The organism is Oceanobacillus sp. CAU 1775, from assembly GCF_054482815.1.
Map to the genome: position 1 here is coordinate 64,389 of NZ_JBTLRO010000012.1, position 25,570 is coordinate 89,958.

A 25,570-nucleotide genomic window follows, 5' to 3' on the forward strand; every position below is an offset into this window, starting at 1 on the left:
CTATGTACATAGGTAAGTGATTTATTCTTCATTGGACTGAAAGCTATTCTGCAGACAGCCCATTTTTAAACAGATGCCTTTTTTCCCCAACGATAGCCTAACCAGCTAACTGGATAAAGAATTGCTGTATATATAATACATAGTAAGACAAAAGTCGAATCCAATAACGATCCAAACCAATCAGCAGGTATCATCCGAAAAACGATTAGATACATCAATAATAAGTTTGGGATAATGCAAATTAGAAAAGTTCTTATGAGAATTCTTTTTCCACGAGCACCGAAAGCTTTGCCAATTTCATAGCCTAGCAGTCCCCAGAAAAATATATAAATTAAAATAATAATCGTTGTCGCTTCTGTTAAAGCGCTCCATAAACTGTCTAGCCATTGCCATTCCAAAACATTGTAACCAATTGTTAAAATAGCCCCACCAATAAAGATTACGATATTTAAAAAAACAAAAAGTCGCTGCATCTTTTTTGGAGTAACTGCTTTTTCTTCACGCCAGAGCTCTGCTAGTTCTTGCGGTGAACCTAGGCGTTCAACTAACGTTTCGTAAATATCTTTTTCTATGTTGTTTTCTGATAAAAATTCTTCTACATGCATCGTATAATCCATCATAATAGAATCTCGATTGGGATCATCAGCTAGTGCTTCTTTTAATTCTCGAAGAAAACGTGCTGCCTCATCATTCATGTTTCATTCTTTCCAATAAGACTGTTCATGACTTGAACATAACGATGCCATTCTGTTGTACGTTCAGCAAGAATTTCAATACCTTCCGCAGTTATTCGGTAGTATTTACGATCAGGTCCTTTATCTTGCTTCTTCCAATAGTGCTCGATATATTCCTGCTTTTCCATCTTATGAAGCGCTGGGTACAACGTTCCTTCCTTCATTTGCAAATGATGGTCGCTGCGTTTATCCATTTCTTTCACAAGTTCATAGCCATACATATCTCGCTCATTGAGTAATTGCAATACCAATATAGAAGTACTGCCTTTAACAAGTTCTCTATTAAACATTTTCTCACCTACCTAGAATAATTAGGTACCTATAATATAAATGAAAGAAATTAATTTGTAAAGATTTATTTTATTTTTTTGCAAGAAAGGGTTTACATATTTTTTAAATGGGGTATAATAAAATTACAAGGCGAACGACTATTAGAAAGAGCAGACAGGCAACTTGCATCTGTAATTTAGCAACTTGCTTAGAAACGATTTCTAATTGAGAAATGCACAGCCTTGGCGGAAAATTAGCTTTTGACGGAATCAATCCCGTCGGTACCAACATGAGTTAAAGAGTAGTACGATGAATGAAGGTAAAGTGATTTTTTGTGCAAGTGCAATTTGAAAGACCGCTGTTGTGAAGAAAACAGCAAATGAAAATCTTGACGGGTTATAGGTAGTTCCGTCCTCACGAAAAATGAATATGGAAATAAAATTTTCCGCGTGCACCCTCTGGTAATTTACAGAGGAGAAAGAAGGCATCCTCGAAGTATGAGGGTGTCTTTTTTCGTTCCTTTTTGTTACAATAAAATTAAATAAATGCGAAAGGGTGAACCAAGGGAACATGCGCAACTAATCCTATTTATATACGAAACTAAAAGTAAAAAGCATTACAGATACGCAGATTTTTCCTGCTCATTTTGTATGCATATTTTTAATTTCAGAATAGGATTAGATGAATAGATGTTTCTTGTACGTTCCTGAAGCTTAAGGTTTTTTTACTTTAATCTTGCCTTTTTCGATGCTTTATTTTAACGGACGTATCGAACAGAGTCTGCTACTAGGACTTTTATATTTATTTGTCTTACTCCTATTCAGAAAGCTATTAGGGGTATTTTTTATGCCCAGAAATGGGGTTGAGTGATTTGGTTATTAAAGAGATTTCACAAATAAAATATGAAATTAGTGACCGTACACTTTTTGAAATTGAACATTTGCAAATCCAAGTGAAAGATCGCATTGGTCTTGTTGGAAAAAACGGAACAGGGAAAACAAGTTTACTTGAAATTCTTGCTGGAAAGAAATCACCAACTAGTGGGAGTGTTACTGAAGATGCATCCGTAACTCTCCTCCCACAATTAAAAGATTCAACAACAACCAAAAGTGGTGGTGAAATTACGCAGAAGTATATTGATAATGCCTTGGCCGAAAAGGCAGATTTACTACTCGCGGATGAACCAACAACGAATTTGGACACGGAAAAAATTGAAAAACTAGAAAGCGCCTTCCAACGTTTTCAAGGTGCTATTATTGTTGTTTCACATGATCGAGCTTTTTTAAATGCTATATGCAATATTATTTGGGAGCTTGATAATGGAGAATTAAATGTTTACAAAGGAAATTATTCCGATTTTATAGAGCAAAAAGATCTTAAAATCAGACAGCAAGAAGCTGCCTACGAAAGTTATATCCAAAAGAAACAGCAATTAGAAAATGCTTTAGAACGAAAAGAGCAAAAAGCACAGCGAGCAACAAAAAAACCGAAGAATGTGAGTAATTCAGAAGCAAGACTTATTGGTGCTAAACCATATTTTGCAAAGAAACAAAAGAAGCTCCAACAAGTTGCGAGTTCAATTGAAACTCGGATAGATAAATTGGAGAAAGTAGAAAAGGTTAGGGAACTTCCTCAAATTAAAATGGATATACCTAATCAAGGCTCACTACTCGGACGATTCATTATTCGTGCTGAAAATGTTCCTGGTAAAATTGGTAATCGTATCTTATGGAAAAGTACAGATTTTCATGTTAAAGGCGGCGATAAAATCGCACTTATCGGTAATAATGGCTCGGGAAAAACTACTTTGATAAAGAAAATCTTGAACTCAGATGTTGGTATCTCTATCTCCCCTGCTGTTACGTTTGCCTACTTCAGTCAGAATCTCGATATTCTGAATACGGAAAAAACAATTCTAGAAAATGTGCTAAGAACCTCTATTCAAGATGAGACAACTGTTAGAACGATCCTTGCGAGGCTACATTTCTACCGTGATGATGTTTATAAACCTGTAGGCGTGCTAAGTGGTGGGGAGCGTGTGAAGGTTGCTTTTGCAAAACTATTTGTCAGCGACACTAATATGCTCATTTTAGATGAGCCGACGAATTTTCTAGATATTGATGCTGTGGAAGCTTTGGAGGACCTCCTTGTCAGCTATGAAGGTACCGTCCTTCTTGTTTCTCATGACCGTGCATTTATTGAAAAAATTGCTGACCGTATATTTATAATTGATGATGAAGAGCTCGTTACGTTTGAAGGTAGTTATAAACAGTTTAAAACCTATGAACCACAGCCACAAACGGACAGTAACGAACAGGCATTACTTGTTATTGAAAATAAAATGACAGAAATCCTTGGTAAATTGAGTCTTTCACCGACTGAAGAACTTGAACAGGAATTTCAAGAATTATTACGTAAAAAGCGGGAATTACAAAGCGAATAATGATTTATTTTTACCCTTTGGCATTCAGAAATTTACTGTATGTCAAAGGGACTTTTTATCTTTGTGCCTACACATGTCCACTTCTCCATTAATATACTGCTGTATATATATGAGAGGAGGAAACTTATGTACAGGACGCTATTACTCATTTTTTTAGGAGTTATCATTATTGCCATCCCATTTACCATACATGTGTTTTTTAATACTGAAGTGGAAGCTCCACCAGAAGAAAATGGAAATGGTGAAGTTGATGAGAATGACACAGTTTCTGAAATAGTCTGGGGTGTTGATTCGGCAAGCTACACGGATGAAAATCTCTATCAATGTGTAATTGATAATTTTGGTGAACCTGAAGTTTGGGGGCGCTATCTCGAGGATCGCGAGGGTGTTTCCTTTGGGTTGGATCAAGCTGAGGTAGACTTTCTTCATGAAAATAATATTCAAATCCTCGTTATATATAACCATGTAAATGATGCACGAGGATATGAACACGGCGTTGAACATGCGAATCAAGCGATTAATTTTGTTGAAAATCTAGGGGTACCTGAAGATGTGGCCATATTTGGAGATATCGAGCCAAATTATCCAGTAGATTCTGCTTTTATGGAAGGATGGTATGATACGTTATCAGATTCCATTTATGTGCCTGGAATATATGGTGTCTTCAATGAAGGTAGTGAATTAATGGAAGCATATCAAGCAATGGACACTGAGACACAAGAGAACACAATTGTTTGGACAGCTTATCCTCAAGAGGAAATAACTACACAAGAAAATGCTCCAGATTATAACCCTCAAGCACCAGATAACGCACAAGTCATCGGCTGGCAATACGCTATCGATGCAGAGACATGTAATATAGACACAAATTTATTTGATGGAGAGATGTTGGATATGCTTTGGAGTAATTAATTGTGAACTTCAGGATATTGTGTGTCCGCTTCAGCATTTGCTGTGAAGACTCCAGCATAAATTGTGTCCACTTCAGCTTTTTCCGTGACAACTTCAGCATTCCCCCAATTCGGGCACACAAAAAGCCTGGAAATCCTCCAGGCTTTACATATCTCATAAAATTTATCTGCTCGTATAACCAGCGTCTGCATGAATTGTCGTTCCAGTAACATAGGAAGATGCATCTGATGCTAGCCATAGTGTTGCTTCTGCAATTTCTCTAGCTTGTCCGAATCGATTTAGTAAACTTAGCTGTGGAGCATATGATTCCTCATCCAAACCAAATTGTTCTAATGCACCACGTAGCATTGGTGTATCAATTGCGCCTGGAGCCACAGAGTTTACACGGATATTGTATTTTCCATTTTCCAAAGCTGCAACTTTTGTAACACCAACAACTCCATGTTTTGCTGCTACATAAGCGATATTATCAGGCTGTGGACGGTATCCACTTACAGATGAAATGTTAATGATTGATCCGCCTTCACCTTGCTTTTTCATTTGTTGTAATTCATATTTTTGACTTAATGCTACACCTTTTAAGTCAACAGACATGAGACGATCCCAGTAGTCCTCATCAAATTCATCTGCAGGCTTATCATCTGGCGTAAGAGCCGCGTTATTTACTGCAACATCGAGTCTGCCATACGTATCTACTGCAAATTGAACCATTGCCTTAACTTGCTCGCCGTTAGAAACATCTACTTTTACAAAGGATGCCTCACCACCAGCAGCTTTAATTGTGTCTACTGTTTCTTGACCTTTTTCTTCGTTGAAATCTGCAACAACTACTTTTGCCTTTGCTTCAGCAAAAAGTTCTGCTGTTGATTTACCCATCCCCATTGCTGCACCAGTTACGATTGCGACTTTGCCTTCTAATACGGGAAATGTCATAAAAATCAGCCTCCATCTATATTTAAGTCACCTTTAACTCTATATCTTAGAAATTTCCATTTCAAGCAAAAGCCCTTGAGCCGTATGGATTTTTGAGTATAAGTGAATATTTTTTGGAAAGAATCAATGAGGATTGAAAATCTTGACAGACGCTGAATGAAGCTCTATAATATAATTAATTAAAGATATATTAATTCATATTAATTATATTAAAGGAGAATCATTATGAGTGAAAATCTATCACTTAAAGCTTTCGTTGTAATTATGAAGGCTTCAAAAACGTTAGAGGAATTAGTGAAGAAGGATATCGCAGAACACGGAATGAAAACTTCTGACTTCGCTATCTTGGAAGCATTATACCACAAAGGTAGACAAACAATAAAGCAAATTTCTGAAGCAGTTCTTATCAATACAGGATCCATTACTTATGTCATTGATAAATTGGAAAAAAATAATTACTTACAACGTATTCATTGTAAAGATGATCGACGCGTTGTTTACATTGAAATTACCGAAAAGGGTAATGAAGTAATGAATGAAATTTTCCCGAAACATCAAAAAATGATTGAGGAATTATTTACAGATATACCAGATGAAAATAAGCAAGTTCTCATTGATACCGTGAAAGCGATAGGTAAAAAAGGCGAACTTATTTAACAAATATCTTTTGTTCATCAAAGGAGAATTTATATGCTAACTTTTGACCCGAATGACCAAACCGAAAGAGAAAATTATAAGTTACTCATTGGTACAGTTATTCCACGCCCAATTGCTTTTGTAACGACAAAGTCCAAAGCTGAAGTAATCAATGCAGCTCCTTTTAGTTATTTTAATATCGCTGCAACAGATCCACCAATGTTATCTATTTCTTTTCAACGCAAAAATGGCGTTTTAAAAGATTCTGCAAGAAATATTTTGGAAACTGGTGAATTCGTCATCCATATCGTTGATGAAAATAATGTTGGAGAAATCAATAAAACCTCCGCTAACCTACCTCCTGAAGAAAATGAGATTGACCATACAAGTTTAGAAATGGTCTCAAGCGATACAATAAGCGTACCAGCTATAAAGAATGCCAAAGCTCGATATGAGTGCAAGCTAGAAAAAGCAATAGAACTAGGACCAGAAGGAAAAATCACCACAGACCACATCATAGGTAGAATCCAAAAGTTCCATATTGCAGAAGCGATTTATGAAGATGGCAGAATTAATTATGATGAACTAAAAGCAGTTAGCCGACTTGCAGGACATGATTATGCAAAGATCGGAGAAATTTTCAGCATAGAAAGACCAAAATGAAAGGGGTAATAAAATGAAACATATTTTTCAAAAAGGAAATGACGAAACAAGACCAACATTACTTTTGCTACATGGTACAGGAGGTAATGAACAAGATTTATTACCACTAGCAGAGATAATTGATAAAGATGCGAACGTCTTAAGTGTTCGTGGAAATGTATCAGAAAATGGCATGCCACGCTTCTTTAGAAGACTAGCTGAAGGTGTTTTTGACGAAGAGGACTTAATCTTCCGTACGAATGAATTAAATGACTTTCTAGACGAAGCTGCTGAAAAGTATAGCTTTGACCGAGATAATATTACAGCAGTTGGCTACTCTAACGGTGCAAATATCGCAGCAAGCCTTATGTTCCATCATCAAAATGCACTAAAGACTGCAATTCTGCATCACCCGATGGTGCCAAGACGCGGTATTGAATTGCCAAACTTGGAAGGAAAACGTGTATTTATTGCGGCAGGGACAAATGATCCAATCTGTCCTCCACAGGAATCTGAAGAATTGCATGAGCTTCTAGAAAAAGCAGGTGCGGCTGTAGAAATTTTCTGGGAAAACCGTGGCCACCAACTTACAATGAACGAAGTAAATGCAGCTACTGCATGGTATAAATAAACAGAAGACCTGCTCCATTCTAAATTGAATGGAGCAGGTCTTTTTTATGAATCGAAGTAAACTATAATAAAATTTAATGAAAAAAGAAATGGAGCACCAACATTTAGGGCGCTCCAAATTTTTATCCAATAACTAAACGTATATTATTTCCTGCTGGGTCTTCTACAAGATAATCATCTTCTACTTCTGTAATCGTAGCTTTCAATTCACGAAGCTTACCAAGTGTCTCGTCTCTCTTTTCAATGTTAGGGAAAACTAGTGAATACCAGTTAAGGCCCGCACTGTTTGGATCTGGCTTCGGTGCTCCGACTCCGTTCCAAACATTCATTCCAATATGGTGATGGTAGCCATTATGTGAGGCGAATAATGCACTCGACATATCTGTTACGATATCCATACCAATTCCATTCACATAAAAGTTTCTTGCTTTTTCTATATCATCAACATGTAAATGAATATGCCCCATTAACGTATCCTCAGGCATTCCTTGCCATGGTTGTTTCAGTTCTGCCATCAAGCCCTGTGCGTCTAACGCAACAGAAGCCATAGACACTGTATCCCCTGTCCAGGTCCATTCTGAATCTGGTCGGTCACGTGCGATTTCAATTCCATTTCCATCTGGATCATCGAAGTATAATGCTTCACTTACATAGTGATCAGATGCTCCTAAACGAATTTTTCCATCTGTTTTTTCCGCAAGGTGTTGCAAAATTGCAGCAAGGTCAGCACGAGTAGGAAGTAATATCGCAAAGTGATATAGTCCTGTTGTTCTTGGTTGCTTTGGTGTAACACCTTCAGGCTGAACAATTGTTAATAATGCCTTTTTACCATCTGCTGTAAAAACAGCCTTACCTTCTGTTTCCTCTAATACCTTAAATCCAAGAAAATCACGATAAAACTCTATAGATCTCTGTAGGTTCGTTACATTAATATTTACTTCACCAACATAAATGGTTGGGGCTTCAAAAAACTTCTTTTCCATATTTTTTCATCCTTTTTATTATTACATTTTTATAGTCGCTTACTTTATGTAACTAATATACAATAATCTTTCTTTCGTGTCAACCAGTCAGATTTATTTTCTTCTATTGGGGTATGAATTATACTAGTGTTAATAGAAATGAGGTGGATCAATGATTATACGAGAAAATGAAAAAGCATTTATTATGATTCGTCAACATGATCATGCAGTCATCTCCGAACATATCATTACTCACTTAACGCGGGATTTATTATCTTTGCATGAGCGAAGTGATTCTGTGCTTTACGCAATAAAAATGCATGATTTTGGTTGGATAAAGTTTGATGAAGCACCATTTTGGAATGATGAAAAACAAGAGCCATTTTCATTTATTGATTACCCTAATATAGTAAAAACTATCCTTTATAAGCATGGAATTGAGGAAGTTGTAAAAGAAGATCTCTACGCAGGATTACTCGTAAGCAAACACTATTCTTATTTTCTTGCGAATGATCCCTCACGTGAGGTATATGAATTTGTAGCTAACGAAGAAGCCCGGCAAAAGCAAATTCAGCAGAGACTAAATGTTGATCAAGATTTGTTACAATTTCACTTTGAGCTACTAAAACTCGCAGATGATTTATCTTTATTCGTATGCTTACATGAACCTCGTCCCACTGGAGATGTTCATTACTTCTTCGAAAAAGGAGTTTATTTACCAAAGGCTTTTCATAAGCAGGTAGGTGAAAGATTACAGTTGAATTGGCAGAGTGAGCAGACTCTCGATAGCAGCGCGCCAATTTTCAGCGATTCGTTCACACTTTCCATTCCTTATAAACAAGTGCTGAAAGAGGATATTACATCAGAGGGATTACGTAAAGCATATGAAAAAACGAAAGAGGATACTTTAACGATTCAAGTAAAATAAAAAGATAGGATGTACATTTACGCACATCCTATCTTTTTATTTATCTATAATTTGTTTTTGTAAAGAGTAGAGTTCGTCATTTAATTTTACCATCATTGTATCCATCGCTTCTCTCTTCGGTTGATCTTCAGGTAAATAAATCGGATCACCAAAAATAAGGCGTGGTTTCTGGAACTTCAGTAAATCTCTAAAGTTATTTGGTCCAACATATGCTGCTGGAACGATTGGTGCTTTACCATACGCAGCGATTGTAACTGCACCGCGCTTCAATGGAACTTCTTCTGTCGTTCTCGTACCACTTGGGAAAATGCCTATAATCTTCCCTTCTTTCAATAATTTACGCGGAACTTTAATTGTACTAGGCCCAGGATTTTCTCTATCAACTGGGAACGCGTTTAATACCGTCATTAACCATTTTGTGAATTTCGTCTGGAATAACTCTTTCTTTGCCATATAATGAATCTGCTTCGGAAGTAGTGAAACACCAAGCCACAAAATATCCACCCAACCTGTATGTGTACAAGCTATAATATATCCTTCATCTTTCGGTAATTTTTCTTTATTATAAACTGTTATTCTCCCAAAAATATTTAAAATAATTTTTACTACATTGGCTGCAAAAGTATACATCTTTCTTCCTCCTAGAATCCTACAATCATTACTATTTTATCATAAAGCAAATTGAACTGGTATACTTATTCATCTGGATTTGTAATTCTGGATGTGTTAATGAAGGATTTGAGGCTAAACGTTGGTATAGGCTGCTGCAAATTGTGAACTTCGGGATTTTGTGTGTCTGGTTCGGGATATTGTATGGCGACTTCGGGATTAGTTGTGACAACTTCGGGATTTTGTGTGTCCACTTCGGGATTCCTTGATTATCTCATTAAAGTCCTATTACAATTCAAAGTTAATTCTATACTTTCTTCCACTAGTAACTCCAAACATCCTAAACTTTTCTTTTTGTAACAAATCTTTAGCTATATAACTTGAATCTACCTGCAAAAAATCTCTTGCACTTTGATTATTAATATATTCATTGATTAACAAGGCATAATCTACTAATGCAGTTTGATGAGCATAATGTGATGATTTTCCACAATTGAGACACACCCATTTTCCAGTTTGTCTTTTCATTGGAGCAAAAGCACAACTTGGACAGAAAACTCCTTTAATTAACTCTTCCTTTTTAATCTTATATTTACTCAGTACATTTAATTCCACATCTGTATGAGCTACCAACAATTCATAGGAAAGATCTGTTAGTTGTTCCTCTGAAATATAAGGAACGGGGTGAGCATCTGAGAATTCATCTATCTTATCAAGTAATTTTCCTTTATGGATTACAATTTTCGGTAGGTCTTTTTTATTGGTGAGATTTTTTAAAATAGTAGTTGGGTTTGTATAGGTTACAATCTTTTCGATTGGTATGGAGGGTAAATTAAATTTTCTCAGCCACCTGAGCAAACGGAGATGTTGCAAATTAACTTGATCCACCGGGTTTGTAAATCCCTGGATAACATCAGCTTCTTCACGATAAGTCTGTCCCATATCGTCAAATGTCACTATATCTCTAATGTTTTTCACTTCTATTATTAAGATGTAGTTGGTGGAGAGGAGTAGGGTATCCATTTGAAAATGTCCTTGTTGGTCTGGGAGGCGTAGATGATGAAAGATTAAGAAGTCATCTTCTGGAAGAAAGCTAAGTGGAAATTGGAGTGCGTGTTCTCCATTATAACCAGCGCGTAAATTTCGAGTTTTTGTTGAGATTTGTTCTTTAAGAGGATGGGTGAGTGGGAGCCTTCTATCCAGCGCTTCCATTTGTAGGAGCTCACGGGTGGGTTTTAGAGGTTTGATAATCAATTAATGCACTACCTTTCTTTTAATTTATTATACTGTATACTATTCGACCTATTGGAGTGATTTCCTGCTTCGTTTGGTGGAGTAATTGTGAACTTCGGGATATTTTGTGTCTGCTTCGGGATTTTGTGTGAAGACTTCGGGATAAATTGTTACAACATCGGGATTTTCTGTGTCCACTTCGGGATTCCCTCGAATTCTCCACAAAAAAGACGACCAGATTCATAAAATCCAGTCGCCCGCAATCCAATTATTCCTTCAAATCTTCCTCTTCCGGTGCTTCCTCAGGTTCTACCACTAAACGTCTCATTGGTACTGAGAATTCTACGCCTTCATCTTTTAGAATGTCTAGGATGGCGTAATTTATTTCTTCGCGCACCGCTAGATATTCTGCCCAGACTGTTGTCTTCGTAAAGAAGTATAGGTAAATTTCCAGGCCATCTACTTGATAGCTATTAAATTTAACAAAAATTGTTTGTGGATGCACACCTTCATGTCCCTTTAACAATGTATCGATTTGCTCGACTACATGTTGAAGTTTCTCATGCGGCGTATCATAGACTACTCGGATTGAAAAAGTAATCTGTCGCTTGCCCATCTTACTCCAGTTCGTTATGTTTTCGTTGCTCAGTGTCGCGTTCGGAACTGTCACAAGGGCATCAGCAAAGGTTCGTATTCTTGTACTTCTGAAACTAATATCTTCGACTGTTCCCTCAACAGATGGTGTCATAATCCAATCACCAATTGTGAAAGGTTTTTCAGAAATGATGACGACTCCACCAAACATGTTGGCCAAAGCGTCTTTAGCAGCTAGAGAGACTGCAAGCCCTCCCAGTCCAAGTCCTGCAATAAATGCCTCAATATTATACCCAAATTCCTGTAAGACAATCGTTACAGTTATGGCGACAATAACAAACTGCAATGCTTTAGATAGTAAAGGAATTAAAATTTCATCTATTTTCAAGCTCGTTTTTTCATTGATACGGTGAAAGAACGTTGATGATGTCGAAGCGAGATTGAAAAGTCCCCATGCAATTAAAATAATCACTAATGAACTAATTACGTTTTCAAACCAATCTTTTTCATGATTAAAATAGGGATAAGCTCTAAAAGCTAAATAGATACCTATAACTGTAAACAACCACTCCATCGGCTTTTGAAAAGACTTAAAAAAGTTAGATAGAAAACCCACTTTTGTTTTGTTTACTATACGCATAATAATTCTAAAAATATATTTTGTGAAAATCTTTCTAAAGACTAGAAACAAAAGGAAAATGCCAATGGCTATTCCTAAATCTATTAGATGTTTTCTAGAAATTAAAAACTCTACTGTTTCCATACTCCACATTCCACAATACCTCCAAAACGAAAACTATGTACGCCATTGTACAATTCTAAGCTTGGTTTGTAAACAAATTGAGTTATTTATTTCCATGCAAAATCTTTAAAATCTCTTTTAATTGATGCACCGAAAACTGTCCTGGTGCGGAGGCATCTTTAGCTGCTGCAAAAGTAAGAACAGAACCAAAAAGTTCTCCACTCATTCTAGTAAGAACACCAAGTTTCCCCATCGCAATCATAATAAACGGGAAATTTGGATACTCTTTTTTAAAATGAAGATTAACATTCATAACGCGAAGTACATCTTCTTCCGATTGGGGCATCACTGCAAGTTTTGGAATGTCTGCTCCAATGTCAATTGCCTTCTTTATTATTGTACGCATTTCCTCATCACTAGGAGTTTGTTCAAAATCGTGATTAGAAACTACCGTGTAAACATTTTTTTCCTTTGCAATGGAAATAAGTTCTGCTACTACTTTTTCTTCGCGAAACAGCTCAATATCAATTAATTGAATAAAGCCCGATTCGATAACAGCTTGATTTAATTTTAAATAATCAGAAGCACTGATTTCTTTAGCGCCACCTTCTATTTTCGTGCGGAAACTAAAGAGGATTGGCAGATCCTTCAATGTCAATCTGACTTTAGCGAGTTTCTCTAAAACATCTTCTATATTTAATGCATACTCGTAAAAATCAACACGCCACTCGGCAAGCTCTGCTCCAGACTCGGAAATGATCTTACATTGCTCTAAAATCTCTTCTTCCGTTTCACCAGTAATTGGACAGCAAATAACTGGCATTCCTCGACCTTCTTTTAAACGCTGCATTGTAAGATGTTGTCCCATAGCAAAGCCCCTCTTCTATAATTATTATTATGTGTAGTTTACCATGTTTCACCGTTTAAACCATGTACTTATTATCTAATTTCAACCGCCCAATCACATATATAGCAAAGAAAAAATCGTGTAATGCCCGTAGGCGTCACACGATTTTTGATATTAAATTCAGATAAAATTAATTATGTCCCTCTTCAACTGGCGTTGATAGGTCCATAACTTTTGCAATGATACCTGTAACAATAATTGCTACTAAGGCAGGTACTAACCATCCTAACCCTTGAGAGTATAGCGGTAAGAAACTATCAAAGAAGTTAACGATTGGGTTTAGAAACGCCATTTCGATTTCTAACGTTCCTGCAAGTGTTGTTAATCCATCAACAACTGCAAGAATGAATGTAACAGCGATAGTCACGACATATACAATTCTTGCATGGTTAAAGAATCGCGAAAGAAATGTTAGTAGAATCAACACTATTGCTAAAGGATATAAGAACATCAATACAGGAATAGAGAATGCGATGATGTTCGCTAATCCAAAGTTAGCAATGATAAATGTAATCGTCGAGAAAAATATTACTAATACTTTATAGCTCAGCTTTGGCATTAATGTGTGGAAGTACTCCGCATTAGCTACAATTAAACCAATTGCTGTTGTTAAACAAGCAAGAATTGTTAAAACTGCAAGTAATAACAAACCGAATGTGCCAAAGAAGTGATCAGCTGCACCACTTAGCACATGTCCACCATTACCAAGTACCCCTAAGAGGCCAACACTTGTTGCACCAAGATACGCAATACCAGCATAGATAATAGCTAATAATCCAATTGCAATTAGACCAGTTTTTGTAGCTACAGAAAGAATTCGACTCTTATCCGTTACACCAAATGCACGAATCGCATTAATAACAATAATAGCAAATACTAAGGAAGCAAGTGCATCCATTGTGTTGTAACCTTCAAGGAACCCTGTAACAAACGCACCATCAACATATCCGTCTTGTGCTGAACCAATTGAACTCATTGGATTTACAAATGCAATAATTAATAGCACTAAAAGCAATAGTACTAAAGAAGGAGCTAAAATTTTACCCACGGTATTTACTAATTTCGCCGGGTAAAGAGAGAATACTAATGCTACCCCAAAGAATATAAGTGTAAAAATTAAAAGTCCTAATTGCTCTGATCCCTCTGGTACGAATGGGATAACTCCAACTTCAAAACCTACTGTTCCTGTTCTTGGCGCTGCGAAGAACGGTCCAATTGTTAAATAAAGTAGTGCTGTAAAAAATATACCGTATCCAGGCGATACTCTACTTGCTAACTCTTGCAAGTTTTTACTTCCTGAATAAGCGATAGCGATGATTCCAAGTAGTGGTAAACTTACACCCGTTACTAAAAATCCGATTACTGCTGGCCATAGATTCTCACCAGCCATTTGCCCTAGTTGCGCTGGAAATATTAAGTTCCCTGCACCAAAGAATAGTGCAAAAAGCATAAATCCAATTGCAAACTGAGCGGATACTGAAACTTTATTATCCATTAAACTTCCCCCTTTAAAATATCCTTCAGTCAAAGTTTTGAATTGTCCAACAATTCAAAGTAGACTGTATGAATTAAAGTTATTTCTCTAATTGAAATCTACTATACTATTTAATCAACAAAAAGACAACATAATATTGATAAGTATTTTGATTTTTGACAGTAATCTTGTTATTTTTCCTGAAAATTTTCCTTTTTACGGAAAATCCACTACAAAATGATCGATTTTTATCAATTTATAATCTATCGAACTACCTATCACCTTTTCTTCATTTATTTTTAATTTAATAATTATTCATGTAAACTAGAAACAAACATAATAAAAGATACAGGAGGGTATACTTTGAAACAAATTGAAACCGTATCATTAATTGGTCTAGGTGCAATCGGTGCAGCTTATGGAACTCGACTTCACAATTATCTTAAAAGCGCTTTTACAGTTGTTGCTAGCCAAGAAAGAGTTTCACGTTATGAAGCAACTGGAATCAAAGTTTTAGATGAATTTATCGATTTTAATTACATAACTCCAGAAACAGTTACAGAACCTAGAGATCTCGTTATTTTTGCCGTTAAAAACGCAGAGCTTCCTGAAGCGGTTGACGCTATGAAATATCATATTGGACCAGATACAATTGTCCTGTCCTTACTTAATGGTATTTCAAGCGAAGAAGAAATATACGCAAAAACGAAGAATGAACATATTCTTTATAGTATGTGTGTTGGAATTGATGCTTTAAAAGAGGACAATCATATACGCTTTTCCAGTCTGGGGAAAATATTTTTCGGTGAACGAGAACAAACACTCTCTCAAGATGTACAAGCTGTCCAAGAACTCTTTGAAGCTGCAGAAATTGATTATGTAGTTCCAGATAATATTTGGAAAAGTATTTGGTCAAAATTCATGCTTAATGTGGGAATTAACCAGACTTCCGCAATACTTCACGCATCCTATAATTATTACCAAGAAATACCTGAACTCTATGAATGGATGGAGGAGGCCATGCGCGAAGTAGCTGCTATAGCGCAAAAAGCAGGGGTTGATCTTACAGAAGAGGATGTCGTGAGTTACCGCCCAGTCATTAAATCCCTTTCCCCTACTAGTAAAACATCGATGCTACAAGACATCGATAATAAAAGAAAAACGGAAGTAGAATATTTTGCTGGGAAGGTTTGTGAACTTGGAAAGCAGTATCATGTTCCAACACCGATAAACGATCAACTTTTGCGTATGATTTTAATCAAGGAAAAAATGAATGCTTTAGATAAGAGTAATCGATAAAACAAAGTCACAGAAATTACATTTCATGTGTGATAAAATGTATTATATTTAAAAATTAGAGGAGGATGTTTGATGAATGAACGAATAAGAATTGGAATTGTAGGTTATGGGAACCTCGGTAAAGGAACGGTGAAAGCTATAAAACAATCCTCCGACATGGAAGTTGTAGCTGTTTTTACAAGAAGAGATCCTGACTCCTTGAAACTCGAAGATTCTTCTATTAAAGCATTGCATATTGATACTGCAAAAGATTATCAAGATGATATTGATGTGATGATTCTTTGTGGAGGATCTGCTACAGACTTACCTGAGCAAGCTCCGCAATTCGCAAAATTATTTAATACAGTAGATAGTTATGATACACACGCAAAAATTCCAGAGTACTTTTCAGCTGTTGATGGTTCCGCTAAAACTAGTGGCAAAACAGCAATCATTTCTGTAGGTTGGGACCCTGGCTTATTCTCAATCAATCGTGTAATAAGTGAAGCAATTATTCCTAATGGAGAAACCTACACATTTTGGGGCAAGGGTTTGAGTCAAGGGCACTCGGATGCAGTACGCCGTGTAGAAGGTGTTAAAGCTGGCGTGCAATATACAATCCCTTCTGAGAAAGCGATGGAACGTGTTCGTAGTGGTGAAAATCCAACACTTGAAACAGCGGAAAAACATCGTCGCGTGTGTTATATTGTTCCAGAATCGGATGCTGATGAGGCAACGATCGAAAATACAATTAAAAACATGCCAAATTATTTTGATGAATATGATACCGAAGTACATTTCATCACAGAGGACATTTTGGAAAAAGAACATTCTAAATCTCCTCATGGTGGTTTCGTTATTCATTCTGGAAATACAGGTGATGATAATAAACAGCTTATTGAATTTTCATTAAAGCTTGATAGCAACCCTGAATTTACTTCAAGCGTACTTGTGGCTTATGCGCGCGCTGCATATCGCATGAATAAAGACGGAGTTGTTGGAGCAAAAACGGTTTATGATGTAGCACCAGGTTTAATTTCACCACTTTCTCCTGAAGAGTTACGTAGAAACTACTTGTAAAGTAATTTAAAAAAAGATTGCCTTTGGTTAGTAACTTAACCGAAGACAATCTTTTTTTATTGGAGCCGGTAGATTAGGATGCGTTCATTAATATTTTTTTCATAAAACCCAGCAAGCTTTATTTCTTGGTGAAGTTCAAAATTCGTATTTTTAGCTAGATAATAGATAAACTCCTCATGCGGATAATAAAGGAGGATATCTACTGTCCGGGGATGCTTTTCCACCGAGTGAAGGATATTCTGAATGACCTTCGTAAATATTTGAACAGAGAATGGATTAAAAAAGTAAAAGCGATTATCTTCATCAGCAATTCGATATTCCTCAGCAAGGCAGGCAATAAACTCGATTCCACCTTTTGCTTGAGGAAATTTTTTTAAGTAATGTTCTTGATTAATCATGGCATCCTCGATGAAATGCTCATCCATCTCTACACCCTTTACAGTTGCACCAGTATAATGATGGAGAAAAAAGTTTGCTCGTCCTTTTCCACTTCCAAAATCAACAATATAATCATTTTCACTTATCTCATAAGCTTCAATTAATGTTTCGAGCGCTTCATATGAAGTCGGTTCATATGGATTATAGTGATAGGAAGGTGGGACAAGCATATATTTATCTTCCCCTGTTTTTATACCGAATAATTTATCATATTTATATTGCTTCATTTCCACGTCTCATTTCATCTTATAATGGGATAAATAACGGAATGACGATCATCATAATAATAAATAAAATCATCTGTAAAGGAACACCAATCTTTACAAAATCAAAGAATTTATAGCCCCCGGCAGTCATTACCATCGCATTTGTTGGTGAGGAAACTGGTGTTGAAAATGCCATGTTTGCTGCTACTGCAATTGCTATTAAAAATGTATATGGGTTTGCGTCGACTGCGATTGCTGCGTTCATTGCTATCGGGGCAAATAAAACGGCTGTTGCTGTATTACTTATAAACAAACCGAAAGTCATCGTTAAAAAGTAAAGTCCAGCAAGAATTCCAATTGCACCAAAGTCTCCAAGTAAATCAATAATTCCTTCAGATAAAAGTACCATGCCACCTGTTTTCTCTAATGCTGTAGCCATTGGTATCATTGCGGCAATTAAGATAATACTTTCCCATTTTATTTCACTATACGCGTCATCCATATTTCGCAGACAGCCTGTTAGTATCATAAGCACAGCACCAATCAATACAGAGATTACAGGTGCAAAGACTTCAAGTACCATTAATGAAACCATAAGTAACATGATTATTCCTGCCATTGGCGCCTTTCCAGTTGCCGAAACCTTTCCTGCAAACTCTTTCGGTTGTCCAATAACAACTACATCTCCAGTTTCCTTTGCCAAAACTTCTATATCATCCCAGGCACCTTGAACAAGTAAAGCATCACCAAAACGTAGTCGCTCAGAGGACATTTGTTTCAGAACATATTCGCCCTTTCGATTAATCCCCACAACGTTCAAGTTATATTTTTCTCTGAAATCAATTTTCTCGATTGTTTTATTAATAAAAGTGGAATGTGGTGTAAGTAATACTTCTACCAACCCCAATTCTTTTGAAAGTAAATCAACGGCTTCATTTCCGTTTTTTTGGATTTCTAAGTTATAATCATCCGCTAATTTCTCAACTAATGAAATAGACCCCTTTAGTAAAAGCACATCGTTTACTTCAATAATACTAGTCGGACCTGCCATTTGTTGATATGTTATTGGGAAAATACGGTATTCCTCATTCGATTTCCTAACAATCTTGAGGATATAAATCTGATAGGTTGCTGGCAACTTCAAATCTGCTAAGGCCTTGCCAATCATGGTTGAATCAGACTTAACTTTTATACTATATAAGCTATCTCCTAAGTTATAATCATCTGCTAGTTGACTAGATGACAGCTGATGCGCCCTATTTTGACTTCCCTTACTTTTAATATCTGGAAGCAATCGATTCCTTGTAAAATAAAGATAAATAATTCCTACGACAAGAGCAATTACTCCGATTGGTGTAATTTGAAAGAAACTTAATGGCTGTAATCCAGCATCTGTTAATGTCTGACTCGCAATTAAGTTTGCTGGGGAAGCTATCAGCGTTAATAACCCTGTTAAACTACCAACGTATGATAAGGGAATTAAATACTTTGAAGGACTACTTTTAATACTAATTGCAATACTAATCACTACTGGTAGCATGAGAGCAACTGTCCCAGTATTACTCATAAAAGCTCCGACAAAGCTTACAATAATCATTAATAAGAAAAAGAGCTTGGTTTCACTATCCCCCGCAAAACGTAACAAGAGATTTCCAGCCTGCTGTGCTAAACCTGTCCTGAGCAAACCTGCGCCCACAACAAATAAACCAGCAATCATAATGACAACAGAATTTGCAAAGCCGGCAAGTGCTTCCACAGGCTCAAGAATTCCAGAAATTACTAACGCCATCAATGCTAGAATTGCAACTAGGTCAGCCCGCAAGCGACTTCCCATGAAAAATATAATTGTTATTAATAAGATTACGAAGGTAAGTGTCATTTCCATCGCTTATAATCCCTTCTAAACATTTACTTGTAACTACTATATTGGATGATAATTAATTAGAAAACAAGAGCAAAGGCAAAAAGAGCCTCCTATTAATAGTGGCTCTACATTTTAACTATTTTTTTCCTCAAATTCACGCATGACTTTCACAAGTTTTTCTACCCCTTCAATTGGCATTGCGTTGTAGATACTTGCACGCATACCACCTACTGAACGGTGTCCTTTCAATGTCTCTAGGCCTTCCTGCTTTGCTTGCTTAATAAATGCCGCATCAAGCTCTGCTGAGGGAGAGACAAAGGGAATATTCATGAGAGAGCGACTGTTTTTTGCGACAGGAGATGAAAAGAAATCCGAGCCATCAATATAATCATATAATAGTGTAGCTTTTTCTCGGTTCATTCTTTCTATCCCTTTTACTCCTCCATTTTCCTTTGCCCATTCAAAAACAAGCTTTGCCATGTAAATAGCAAATGTTGGTGGTGTGTTATACATGGAGCCATTCTCACTATGCGTCTCATAATCAAGCATCACAGGACAATCCTCTCCTGCCTGACCAATTAAATCCTCACGAATAATGACAAGCGTTAAACCGGCTGGTCCAATGTTTTTTTGTGCACCTGCATAAATAATCCCAAACTTGGTAACATCAATTTCTTCCGACATGATATTAGAAGACATATCAGCAATGAGTGGAATCTCGGCCGTTTGCGGAAACGTAGAAAAAGCAGTACCTTCTATTGTATTGTTCGTCGTTATATGTAGATAATCATAAGATTCATCCAAATTTATCTTTGAAAAATCTGGTATGTATGTAAAGTTCTTATCTTGAGAGGAAGCAACAATATCAACCTCACCATATCTTCTTGCTTCTTCAATTGCTTTTGCTGACCATGAGCCTGTATCGATGTATGCTGCTTTTTTCTTTTTCATGATATTCAAGGGAATCATAGAAAACTGCTGTGACGCTCCACCTTGTAAAAAAAGCACCTTATACTGCTCGGGAATTCCCAATAGATCTCGAAACAGTTGCTCCGCCTCTTCTATAATTTCTTTAAAATAGCTTGAACGATGACTTAGCTCCATTACTGACATTCCAGAATCCTTATAGTTCGTAAGTTCTTGCTGTGCTTTTTCCAATACAGCTAGCGGCAGCATCGATGGTCCAGCTGAAAAATTATATACTCGCTTCATCTACCTTAGCACCTCTTTTTGAATTTAAACGCTATGAATTTTTATTGTATGATTGATAAGCATTATAGGCGATAAATATTGTGCTGGCAATAGGATTTCTACTTACCTAATTTCCCAATTAATTGTATCTCTTCCCGCTCTCACCAAAAACTCATTCGTTTTAGAAAATGGCTTACTTCCAAAAAATCCTTTATTCGCGGAGAAAGGACTTGGATGTGGTGACTTAATAATATAGTGCCTATCGTTGGTAATGAGCACTTCTTTCTCTTGCGCATGGCGTCCCCATAAAATAAATACAACTGGATCTTCTTTTTCATTTACAGCTTGAATAATTTTATTGGTGAATATTTCCCAGCCTTTTTCTTTATGACTATTTGGTTCACCCTGTCTAACGGTTAATACTGTATTCAATAGTAAGACACCTTGTTTTGCCCAATCAACAAGATTTCCGTGTTCAGGAATTGGATGTCCTAAATCTGCATGTAACTCTTTATATATATTTTTAAGGGATGGTGGTGTTCGTACTTCACGTTGCACAGAGAAACTAAGGCCATGTGCTTGATTCGGACCATGGTAGGGATCTTGACCAAGAATCACTACTTTCGTATTTTCATAGCTTGTGTAATGCAAGGCGTTGAAAATATCTTCCATCGGAGGAAATACCGCTTTTTCTTTGTACTCTTCCTTTAGAAACTGTCGGATTGCTAAATAATAATCCTTTTGAAATTCGTCTTGTAAAATCTGTTGCCAATCATTTTTTAAGATGGACATGCTCTACCTCCTAAAATAAATCTACAAACCAGCGAATCAATCGAAATAAAATTCGCGGAATATATAATAGAATATCACCAAAAATCCATAACCAGTCTAACAGATTTGAACGTTTATCTTTATTACGAGCTTCTAATAGTTGCTTATCCAATGTATTAACCTCCAATGATTATTAGTAAAGTTTGAAGAATAGTTGCGAAACCTAATACACTAATTGCCGGCACCATTAACCAACGTTTAAATTTCGGCCATACACGTTTTTGAACTTGCGTATCAATCGGAATTGCATAAAAGACAGGTTGATCGAGTAGCTTTTCATATAGTCCTCTTAACCATGAATTATATTGTAAAAATAGAATAGCAATTATTAGAAGAAGCCATTTCATCCAGATTGGTAAAATCAGGATTCCAAATAAGGTGGGTGAAATAATTTGCATATAACTCCCAAGTAAAACTGGATTTCGAATAAAACCTTTAAAGAGTAATTCAAGTAGTCCATTCTCTGGAGTTCTTTCACGAAAAAATCTCCTGCTTTTCCTGAGGAACCATGGGCGTTTTCCGAAGCTAATTGGTGTCTTTTCTACCTCAGTTGCCATCCCTAAGATAAGCTTTGCATATCGGACACGTGCCTTATTTTCACTAGCCACTTCTTGAAAAAAGAAACGCTTGGTAGGTATTAAAGTTTTCAATTGATAGATAGTCAGGATAGAAATTATTACTATACTGACTAAAGCAACCTCACCAAAGCTAGCCAATCTCACTAAATTAATTGTTCCGATATATAAAAGTATAATTATTACTGACCAACGTATGAGAACATGTTTAATAACCTTTTTTAAAGTATACGCCATCATTCTATATCCAATTAAAATAATATAGAGTAATGCAACTTCTCCGATTAGAAGGTCATACCCCTGCATTAGGAAAGGTAGGAACAAAATAATTATTCCTGCAGTAGAAAGTAGGAGCTGTGAAAGAGAATATAGGAATGTTTGCTTCCTAAACTGTCTATAGAGCTTTTCCCTATTTAGTAAAAATAAAATATCTGCTTCAAACATAAATGTGCGATAAGACCCATGCAATGACAGAAGAAAAATAAGATTGATGATAAACCCAAGTGGAATAAATTCTGGTAAATAGCTCGTAATGTTTCGCCAAATATCTATATAAAAGATAGTTCCTAAAACAATCGCTGGTAAGGCAGTATAAAGTAATATAATCCAGTCAACAGCTATCCGGATAACTTTCTTTTGGTATATATAATCATCAATGAGACGCTTTCTAAATAATCTCCAGCCTGTCATCGGCATCACGCTCCGTCAAAATATGAAAGCAGTCGAATAAAGAACCATTGGGCAAACCGCTTAACTTTTGTATATCCTTCATTGTTCCCTCAGCAATTAGATTTCCATCGGAGATAAGTAAAAAGCGATCACAGATTTTCTCAGCTGTATCTAATACATGTGTAGACATTAAAATACCTGCTCCCCGTTCTTTTTCAACCTCAATCATCTTTAATAATTTCCGCACAACCTTTGGATCAAGTCCCATAAAAGGTTCGTCAATAATATGTATGCTTGGCTGCTTCAAGAACGCGAGCATAATCATCGCTTTTTGTTGCATTCCTTTCGAATAACTCTCTGGATAATGATGCAGCACTTTCTCTAATTCAAAAGTGTGCAGCAAGCGATTCATCCGTTCCATAAAAATTGCTTCATCCATTTCAAGAGTTGATAAAAGAAAATCAAAATGCTCCATTAATGTTAAACCCGGATAAAAAAATGGTCGTTCAGGTATGTATCCATAGTCTTTTAATTCTACACTTCCATCGATATAATCCAATACGCCGAGTAGAGATTTAATTGTCGAGCTTTTTCCTGCTCCATTCGGCCCGATTAAACCGACTAGTTCACCTGGCTTAACGGAAAAAGAAACATTTTTTAGAACTGGCTCTGCTTTACTATACCCAGCCTCGTTTAAACTACATTTTAAAACCATCGGCATCCGCTCCTTCACATAGTATTATCTACGCTTGAGCAAGGAAAAAGTTTCAGATGGCTGATTTTTGTTTAAGTGAAGAGATTATATTAGTTTTGGAGAGCCTGAAATTGTGAACTTCAGCATTTTCTGTGACAATTTCAGTGTAAATGGTTACGACTTCAGCATTTATTGTGACAGTTTCAGCATATTTTGTGACGACTTCAGCATCCACCCAACTTCCCGCACAAAAAAGCACGCCAACAACTAAAAATAGCTGTTCACGCGCCTTTTTCATCTTATATTTACTTAATTCCACGCATAAATCGCTTTAATGTTGGAGTTAAGAACATGAGTACAATACCAAGTACGATTGCAAATCCACCGATTACACCGAAGTAAATAACTTCTGTCTCAGTAGAATAAAATCTTACAACTTGTGCGTTTATCGCCTGTGCAGATGCGTTGGATAAATTCCATAAACTCATCATTTGCGCAGCAAACGCAGCCGGAGCAAGTTTGGTAGATGCGGATAAACCAACCGGCGAAAGTAATACTTCCCCCATTACAACAAGGAAGAAACTAAGGACAAGCCACATCGGATTAACCAATGATTCAGTACCATTGAAGATAGCTGGGAAAATCATGACGATAAACGATAACCCTGCAAAAATAAGACCGAGTGAAAACTTCATTGGTGTACTTGGTTGACGATCACCTAATCTCACCCAGAACCATGCAAACAATGGTGCGAACGCGACAATAAAGAGCGGATTCAATGATTGGAACCACGACGATTGTAGTTCAATTCCAAAAATCGATAACTGTGTTCTTTCGTTTGCATAGGTTGCAAGGATGTTGGAACCTTGTTCGGCAATTGCCCAGAACATCATCGCAGCAATGAATAATGGAATGTAAGCTAGTAGGCGTGAACGCTCTTCGCTTGTTGTTTTCTTGCTGCGGAACATGACGATAAAATAGATCGCCGGAATAATAACTCCAAGTATACTAATAAAGAATATAACTCTTTCTATACTTAGCCATCCTTGCGTAAAACCAAGCCAACCCAGTAAACCAATTACTAAAACACTACCTATAACAATCCGACTCATTCTTCCTTTTTCTCGAGAAGACATTGGGTTTGGTACCTGCATCCCTGCAAGTCCCATATATTTTTTACGGGTTAATAAATAGACGACTAAACCTGCAAACATACCTACAGCTGCCAATGAAAATCCTAAATGGAAATTATAAGTTTGTCCAATTGTCCCAACAATCCATGGAGCAAGAAAACCACCCATATTAATTCCCATGTAGTAAATACTGAAGCCTGAATCGCGGCGAGGATCTTGTTTACTATAAAGCTCTCCGACCATGCCACCGATATTAGGCTTTAATAAACCTGTACCGATAACGATAAAGAGCATAGAAATAAGTTAACCAGCAAATCCACCAGGAAGTGCAAGGATAATATGCCCAATCATGATCAGAACTCCACCGTAAAATACTGTTCGGTTCATACCTAATACTCTATCGGCTATCCAACCACCAATAATCCCTGACATATAGACAAGTGATCCATAAATAGCCATAATTGAATTCGCAATGGTTCGATCAATTCCTAAGCCACCTTGCGTTACTTCATAATACATATAGTAGAGTAAAATGGCACGCATTCCATAATAGGAAAAACGTTCCCAAAACTCAGTGAAAAATAATGTTGATAAACCTTTTGGATGCCCAAAGAAACCCTTCTGAGGAACGGTTTTCAGCACAGCATCTCTATCTTGTGAGTTCATTGTGTACTTCCTCCTCTAAGCTGCAATTATTCGTTAGAACTCTAAATATTGTTCTTTACTTGCTACCTATTTATTTTTCAGCAACCTTTATAGTTTAGAGGAATTTATAATCGAAGTAAAGAGTTTGTGAATGAATTAACTTGTTAATATATTCACCATATGGTTAAAATTAGAAATCGAGTAGGAGACTAGTCATTAATTGACTAGTCGACCTCTCACACCACCAAGCATACGGTTCACGTACTTGGCGGTTCAATCTTTTAAGTATCGAAGCTCATAGAGTAGGGACATATCTT

At 36.6% G+C, this 25,570-nt stretch carries 26 protein-coding genes and 1 pseudogene; 8 read left to right on the forward strand and 19 right to left on the reverse strand.

Features of this window, described 5'->3' with window-relative positions:
- Positions 1 to 65 precede the first annotated feature (65 nt).
- Together ACXYMZ_RS15680 and ACXYMZ_RS15685 are read right to left on the reverse strand one after the other, a co-directional pair.
- The gene (locus ACXYMZ_RS15680) at positions 66 to 695 is read right to left on the reverse strand and encodes a DUF1700 domain-containing protein (RefSeq protein ID WP_458949348.1); all 630 of its coding nucleotides are present in this window, start codon (positions 693 to 695) and stop codon (positions 66 to 68) included.
- A complete protein-coding gene (locus ACXYMZ_RS15685; protein ID WP_458949349.1) occupies positions 692 to 1,024 on the reverse strand; it encodes a PadR family transcriptional regulator in 333 nt (110 codons plus the stop codon). The genes ACXYMZ_RS15680 and ACXYMZ_RS15685 overlap by 4 nt, the downstream gene beginning before the upstream one ends.
- An 851-nt stretch (positions 1,025 to 1,875) precedes the next feature.
- Between ACXYMZ_RS15685 and ACXYMZ_RS15690 the strand changes: the two genes are divergently transcribed.
- Complete coding sequence (locus ACXYMZ_RS15690) at positions 1,876 to 3,447, forward strand: Vga family ABC-F type ribosomal protection protein (RefSeq protein ID WP_458949350.1); 1,572 nt, start codon at positions 1,876 to 1,878, stop codon at positions 3,445 to 3,447.
- A 126-nt stretch (positions 3,448 to 3,573) separates the two neighbouring features.
- Entirely contained in the window at positions 3,574 to 4,359 is a 786-nt protein-coding gene (locus tag ACXYMZ_RS15695) for a glycoside hydrolase domain-containing protein (RefSeq protein ID WP_458949351.1), read from the forward strand.
- Here ACXYMZ_RS15695 and ACXYMZ_RS15700 read toward each other — a convergent pair.
- Together ACXYMZ_RS15700 and ACXYMZ_RS15705 are read right to left on the reverse strand one after the other, a co-directional pair.
- Entirely contained in the window at positions 4,356 to 4,478 is a 123-nt protein-coding gene (locus tag ACXYMZ_RS15700) for a hypothetical protein (protein WP_458949352.1), read from the reverse strand. The two genes, ACXYMZ_RS15695 and ACXYMZ_RS15700, sit on opposite strands and share 4 nt — an antisense overlap.
- A gap of 43 nt (positions 4,479 to 4,521) precedes the next feature.
- The gene (locus ACXYMZ_RS15705) at positions 4,522 to 5,292 is read right to left on the reverse strand and encodes an SDR family NAD(P)-dependent oxidoreductase (RefSeq protein ID WP_458949353.1); all 771 of its coding nucleotides are present in this window, start codon (positions 5,290 to 5,292) and stop codon (positions 4,522 to 4,524) included.
- A gap of 225 nt (positions 5,293 to 5,517) precedes the next feature.
- On the opposite strand from ACXYMZ_RS15705, the gene ACXYMZ_RS15710 reads away from it, so the two are divergent.
- Genes ACXYMZ_RS15710 through ACXYMZ_RS15720 form a run of 3 tightly spaced genes read left to right on the forward strand, consistent with a single transcriptional unit; the run spans position 5,518 to position 7,201 of the window.
- Positions 5,518 to 5,949 carry a MarR family winged helix-turn-helix transcriptional regulator gene (locus tag ACXYMZ_RS15710; RefSeq protein ID WP_458949354.1) on the forward strand — a complete coding sequence of 144 codons (432 nt, stop codon included), beginning with the start codon at positions 5,518 to 5,520 and terminating at the stop codon, positions 5,947 to 5,949.
- A 33-nt stretch (positions 5,950 to 5,982) separates the two neighbouring features.
- Positions 5,983 to 6,591, forward strand: coding sequence for a flavin reductase family protein (locus tag ACXYMZ_RS15715; protein ID WP_458949355.1), 609 nt, complete (start codon positions 5,983 to 5,985; stop codon positions 6,589 to 6,591).
- 13 nt (positions 6,592 to 6,604) lie between these two features.
- A complete protein-coding gene (locus tag ACXYMZ_RS15720; protein WP_458949356.1) occupies positions 6,605 to 7,201 on the forward strand; it encodes an alpha/beta hydrolase in 597 nt (198 codons plus the stop codon).
- A 121-nt stretch (positions 7,202 to 7,322) separates the two neighbouring features.
- On the opposite strand, the gene ACXYMZ_RS15725 is transcribed toward ACXYMZ_RS15720, so the two are convergent.
- On the reverse strand, positions 7,323 to 8,183 hold the full coding sequence (locus ACXYMZ_RS15725) for a VOC family protein (RefSeq protein WP_458949357.1): 861 nt from the start codon (positions 8,181 to 8,183) through the stop codon (positions 7,323 to 7,325).
- 151 nt (positions 8,184 to 8,334) lie between these two features.
- Here ACXYMZ_RS15725 and ACXYMZ_RS15730 point away from each other — a divergent pair, with 151 nt between their 5' ends.
- Positions 8,335 to 9,090: a DUF3891 family protein gene (locus ACXYMZ_RS15730; RefSeq protein ID WP_458949358.1), complete on the forward strand. Its 756-nt coding sequence runs from the start codon at positions 8,335 to 8,337 to the stop codon at positions 9,088 to 9,090.
- A 36-nt stretch (positions 9,091 to 9,126) separates the two neighbouring features.
- On the opposite strand, the gene ACXYMZ_RS15735 is transcribed toward ACXYMZ_RS15730, so the two are convergent.
- The 5 genes from ACXYMZ_RS15735 to brnQ all read right to left on the reverse strand — a co-directional run bounded on the left by ACXYMZ_RS15735 (position 9,127) and on the right by brnQ (position 14,670).
- Positions 9,127 to 9,720, reverse strand: a complete 594-nt coding sequence (locus ACXYMZ_RS15735) for a lysophospholipid acyltransferase family protein (protein WP_458949359.1) — start codon at positions 9,718 to 9,720, stop codon at positions 9,127 to 9,129.
- Positions 9,721 to 9,987: 267 nt separating this feature from the next.
- Positions 9,988 to 10,953, reverse strand: coding sequence for an NERD domain-containing protein (locus tag ACXYMZ_RS15740; protein WP_458949360.1), 966 nt, complete (start codon positions 10,951 to 10,953; stop codon positions 9,988 to 9,990).
- Positions 10,954 to 11,200: 247 nt separating this feature from the next.
- Entirely contained in the window at positions 11,201 to 12,298 is a 1,098-nt protein-coding gene (locus ACXYMZ_RS15745; protein ID WP_458949361.1) for a mechanosensitive ion channel family protein, read from the reverse strand.
- 73 nt (positions 12,299 to 12,371) lie between these two features.
- A complete protein-coding gene (aroD, locus tag ACXYMZ_RS15750) occupies positions 12,372 to 13,136 on the reverse strand; it encodes a type I 3-dehydroquinate dehydratase (RefSeq protein ID WP_458949362.1) in 765 nt (254 codons plus the stop codon).
- A 169-nt stretch (positions 13,137 to 13,305) separates the two neighbouring features.
- Positions 13,306 to 14,670, reverse strand: a complete 1,365-nt coding sequence (brnQ, locus tag ACXYMZ_RS15755; protein WP_458949363.1) for a branched-chain amino acid transport system II carrier protein — start codon at positions 14,668 to 14,670, stop codon at positions 13,306 to 13,308.
- 342 nt (positions 14,671 to 15,012) lie between these two features.
- Between brnQ and ACXYMZ_RS15760 the strand changes: the two genes are divergently transcribed.
- Both ACXYMZ_RS15760 and ACXYMZ_RS15765 read left to right on the forward strand, forming a co-directional pair.
- Positions 15,013 to 15,948, forward strand: coding sequence for a ketopantoate reductase family protein (locus ACXYMZ_RS15760; protein ID WP_458949364.1), 936 nt, complete (start codon positions 15,013 to 15,015; stop codon positions 15,946 to 15,948).
- A 72-nt stretch (positions 15,949 to 16,020) separates the two neighbouring features.
- On the forward strand, positions 16,021 to 17,007 hold the full coding sequence (locus ACXYMZ_RS15765; protein WP_458949365.1) for a diaminopimelate dehydrogenase: 987 nt from the start codon (positions 16,021 to 16,023) through the stop codon (positions 17,005 to 17,007).
- Between the two features lie 56 nt (positions 17,008 to 17,063).
- On the opposite strand, the gene ACXYMZ_RS15770 is transcribed toward ACXYMZ_RS15765, so the two are convergent.
- The 9 genes and pseudogenes from ACXYMZ_RS15770 to ACXYMZ_RS15810 all read right to left on the reverse strand — a co-directional run bounded on the left by ACXYMZ_RS15770 (position 17,064) and on the right by ACXYMZ_RS15810 (position 25,274).
- Positions 17,064 to 17,672, reverse strand: a complete 609-nt coding sequence (locus tag ACXYMZ_RS15770; RefSeq protein ID WP_458949366.1) for a class I SAM-dependent methyltransferase — start codon at positions 17,670 to 17,672, stop codon at positions 17,064 to 17,066.
- 19 nt (positions 17,673 to 17,691) lie between these two features.
- The gene (locus ACXYMZ_RS15775; protein WP_458949367.1) at positions 17,692 to 19,536 is read right to left on the reverse strand and encodes an SLC13 family permease; all 1,845 of its coding nucleotides are present in this window, start codon (positions 19,534 to 19,536) and stop codon (positions 17,692 to 17,694) included.
- 111 nt (positions 19,537 to 19,647) lie between these two features.
- On the reverse strand, positions 19,648 to 20,727 hold the full coding sequence (serC, locus tag ACXYMZ_RS15780) for a 3-phosphoserine/phosphohydroxythreonine transaminase (protein WP_458949368.1): 1,080 nt from the start codon (positions 20,725 to 20,727) through the stop codon (positions 19,648 to 19,650).
- Between the two features lie 102 nt (positions 20,728 to 20,829).
- Positions 20,830 to 21,498 (reverse strand): uracil-DNA glycosylase, encoded by a 669-nt coding sequence (locus ACXYMZ_RS15785; protein ID WP_458949369.1) that lies wholly within the window; start codon positions 21,496 to 21,498, stop codon positions 20,830 to 20,832.
- A 10-nt stretch (positions 21,499 to 21,508) separates the two neighbouring features.
- Positions 21,509 to 21,649 (reverse strand): hypothetical protein, encoded by a 141-nt coding sequence (locus ACXYMZ_RS15790; RefSeq protein WP_458949370.1) that lies wholly within the window; start codon positions 21,647 to 21,649, stop codon positions 21,509 to 21,511.
- A 4-nt stretch (positions 21,650 to 21,653) separates the two neighbouring features.
- On the reverse strand, positions 21,654 to 22,802 hold the full coding sequence (locus ACXYMZ_RS15795) for an ABC transporter permease (RefSeq protein ID WP_458949371.1): 1,149 nt from the start codon (positions 22,800 to 22,802) through the stop codon (positions 21,654 to 21,656).
- Complete coding sequence (locus tag ACXYMZ_RS15800; protein WP_458949372.1) at positions 22,780 to 23,496, reverse strand: ABC transporter ATP-binding protein; 717 nt, start codon at positions 23,494 to 23,496, stop codon at positions 22,780 to 22,782. The genes ACXYMZ_RS15795 and ACXYMZ_RS15800 overlap by 23 nt, the downstream gene beginning before the upstream one ends.
- A gap of 52 nt (positions 23,497 to 23,548) precedes the next feature.
- Positions 23,549 to 23,773 (reverse strand): hypothetical protein, encoded by a 225-nt coding sequence (locus ACXYMZ_RS15805; protein ID WP_458949373.1) that lies wholly within the window; start codon positions 23,771 to 23,773, stop codon positions 23,549 to 23,551.
- Between the two features lie 7 nt (positions 23,774 to 23,780).
- A pseudogene (locus ACXYMZ_RS15810) lies at positions 23,781 to 25,274 on the reverse strand (peptide MFS transporter).
- Positions 25,275 to 25,570: the final 296 nt, after the last annotated feature.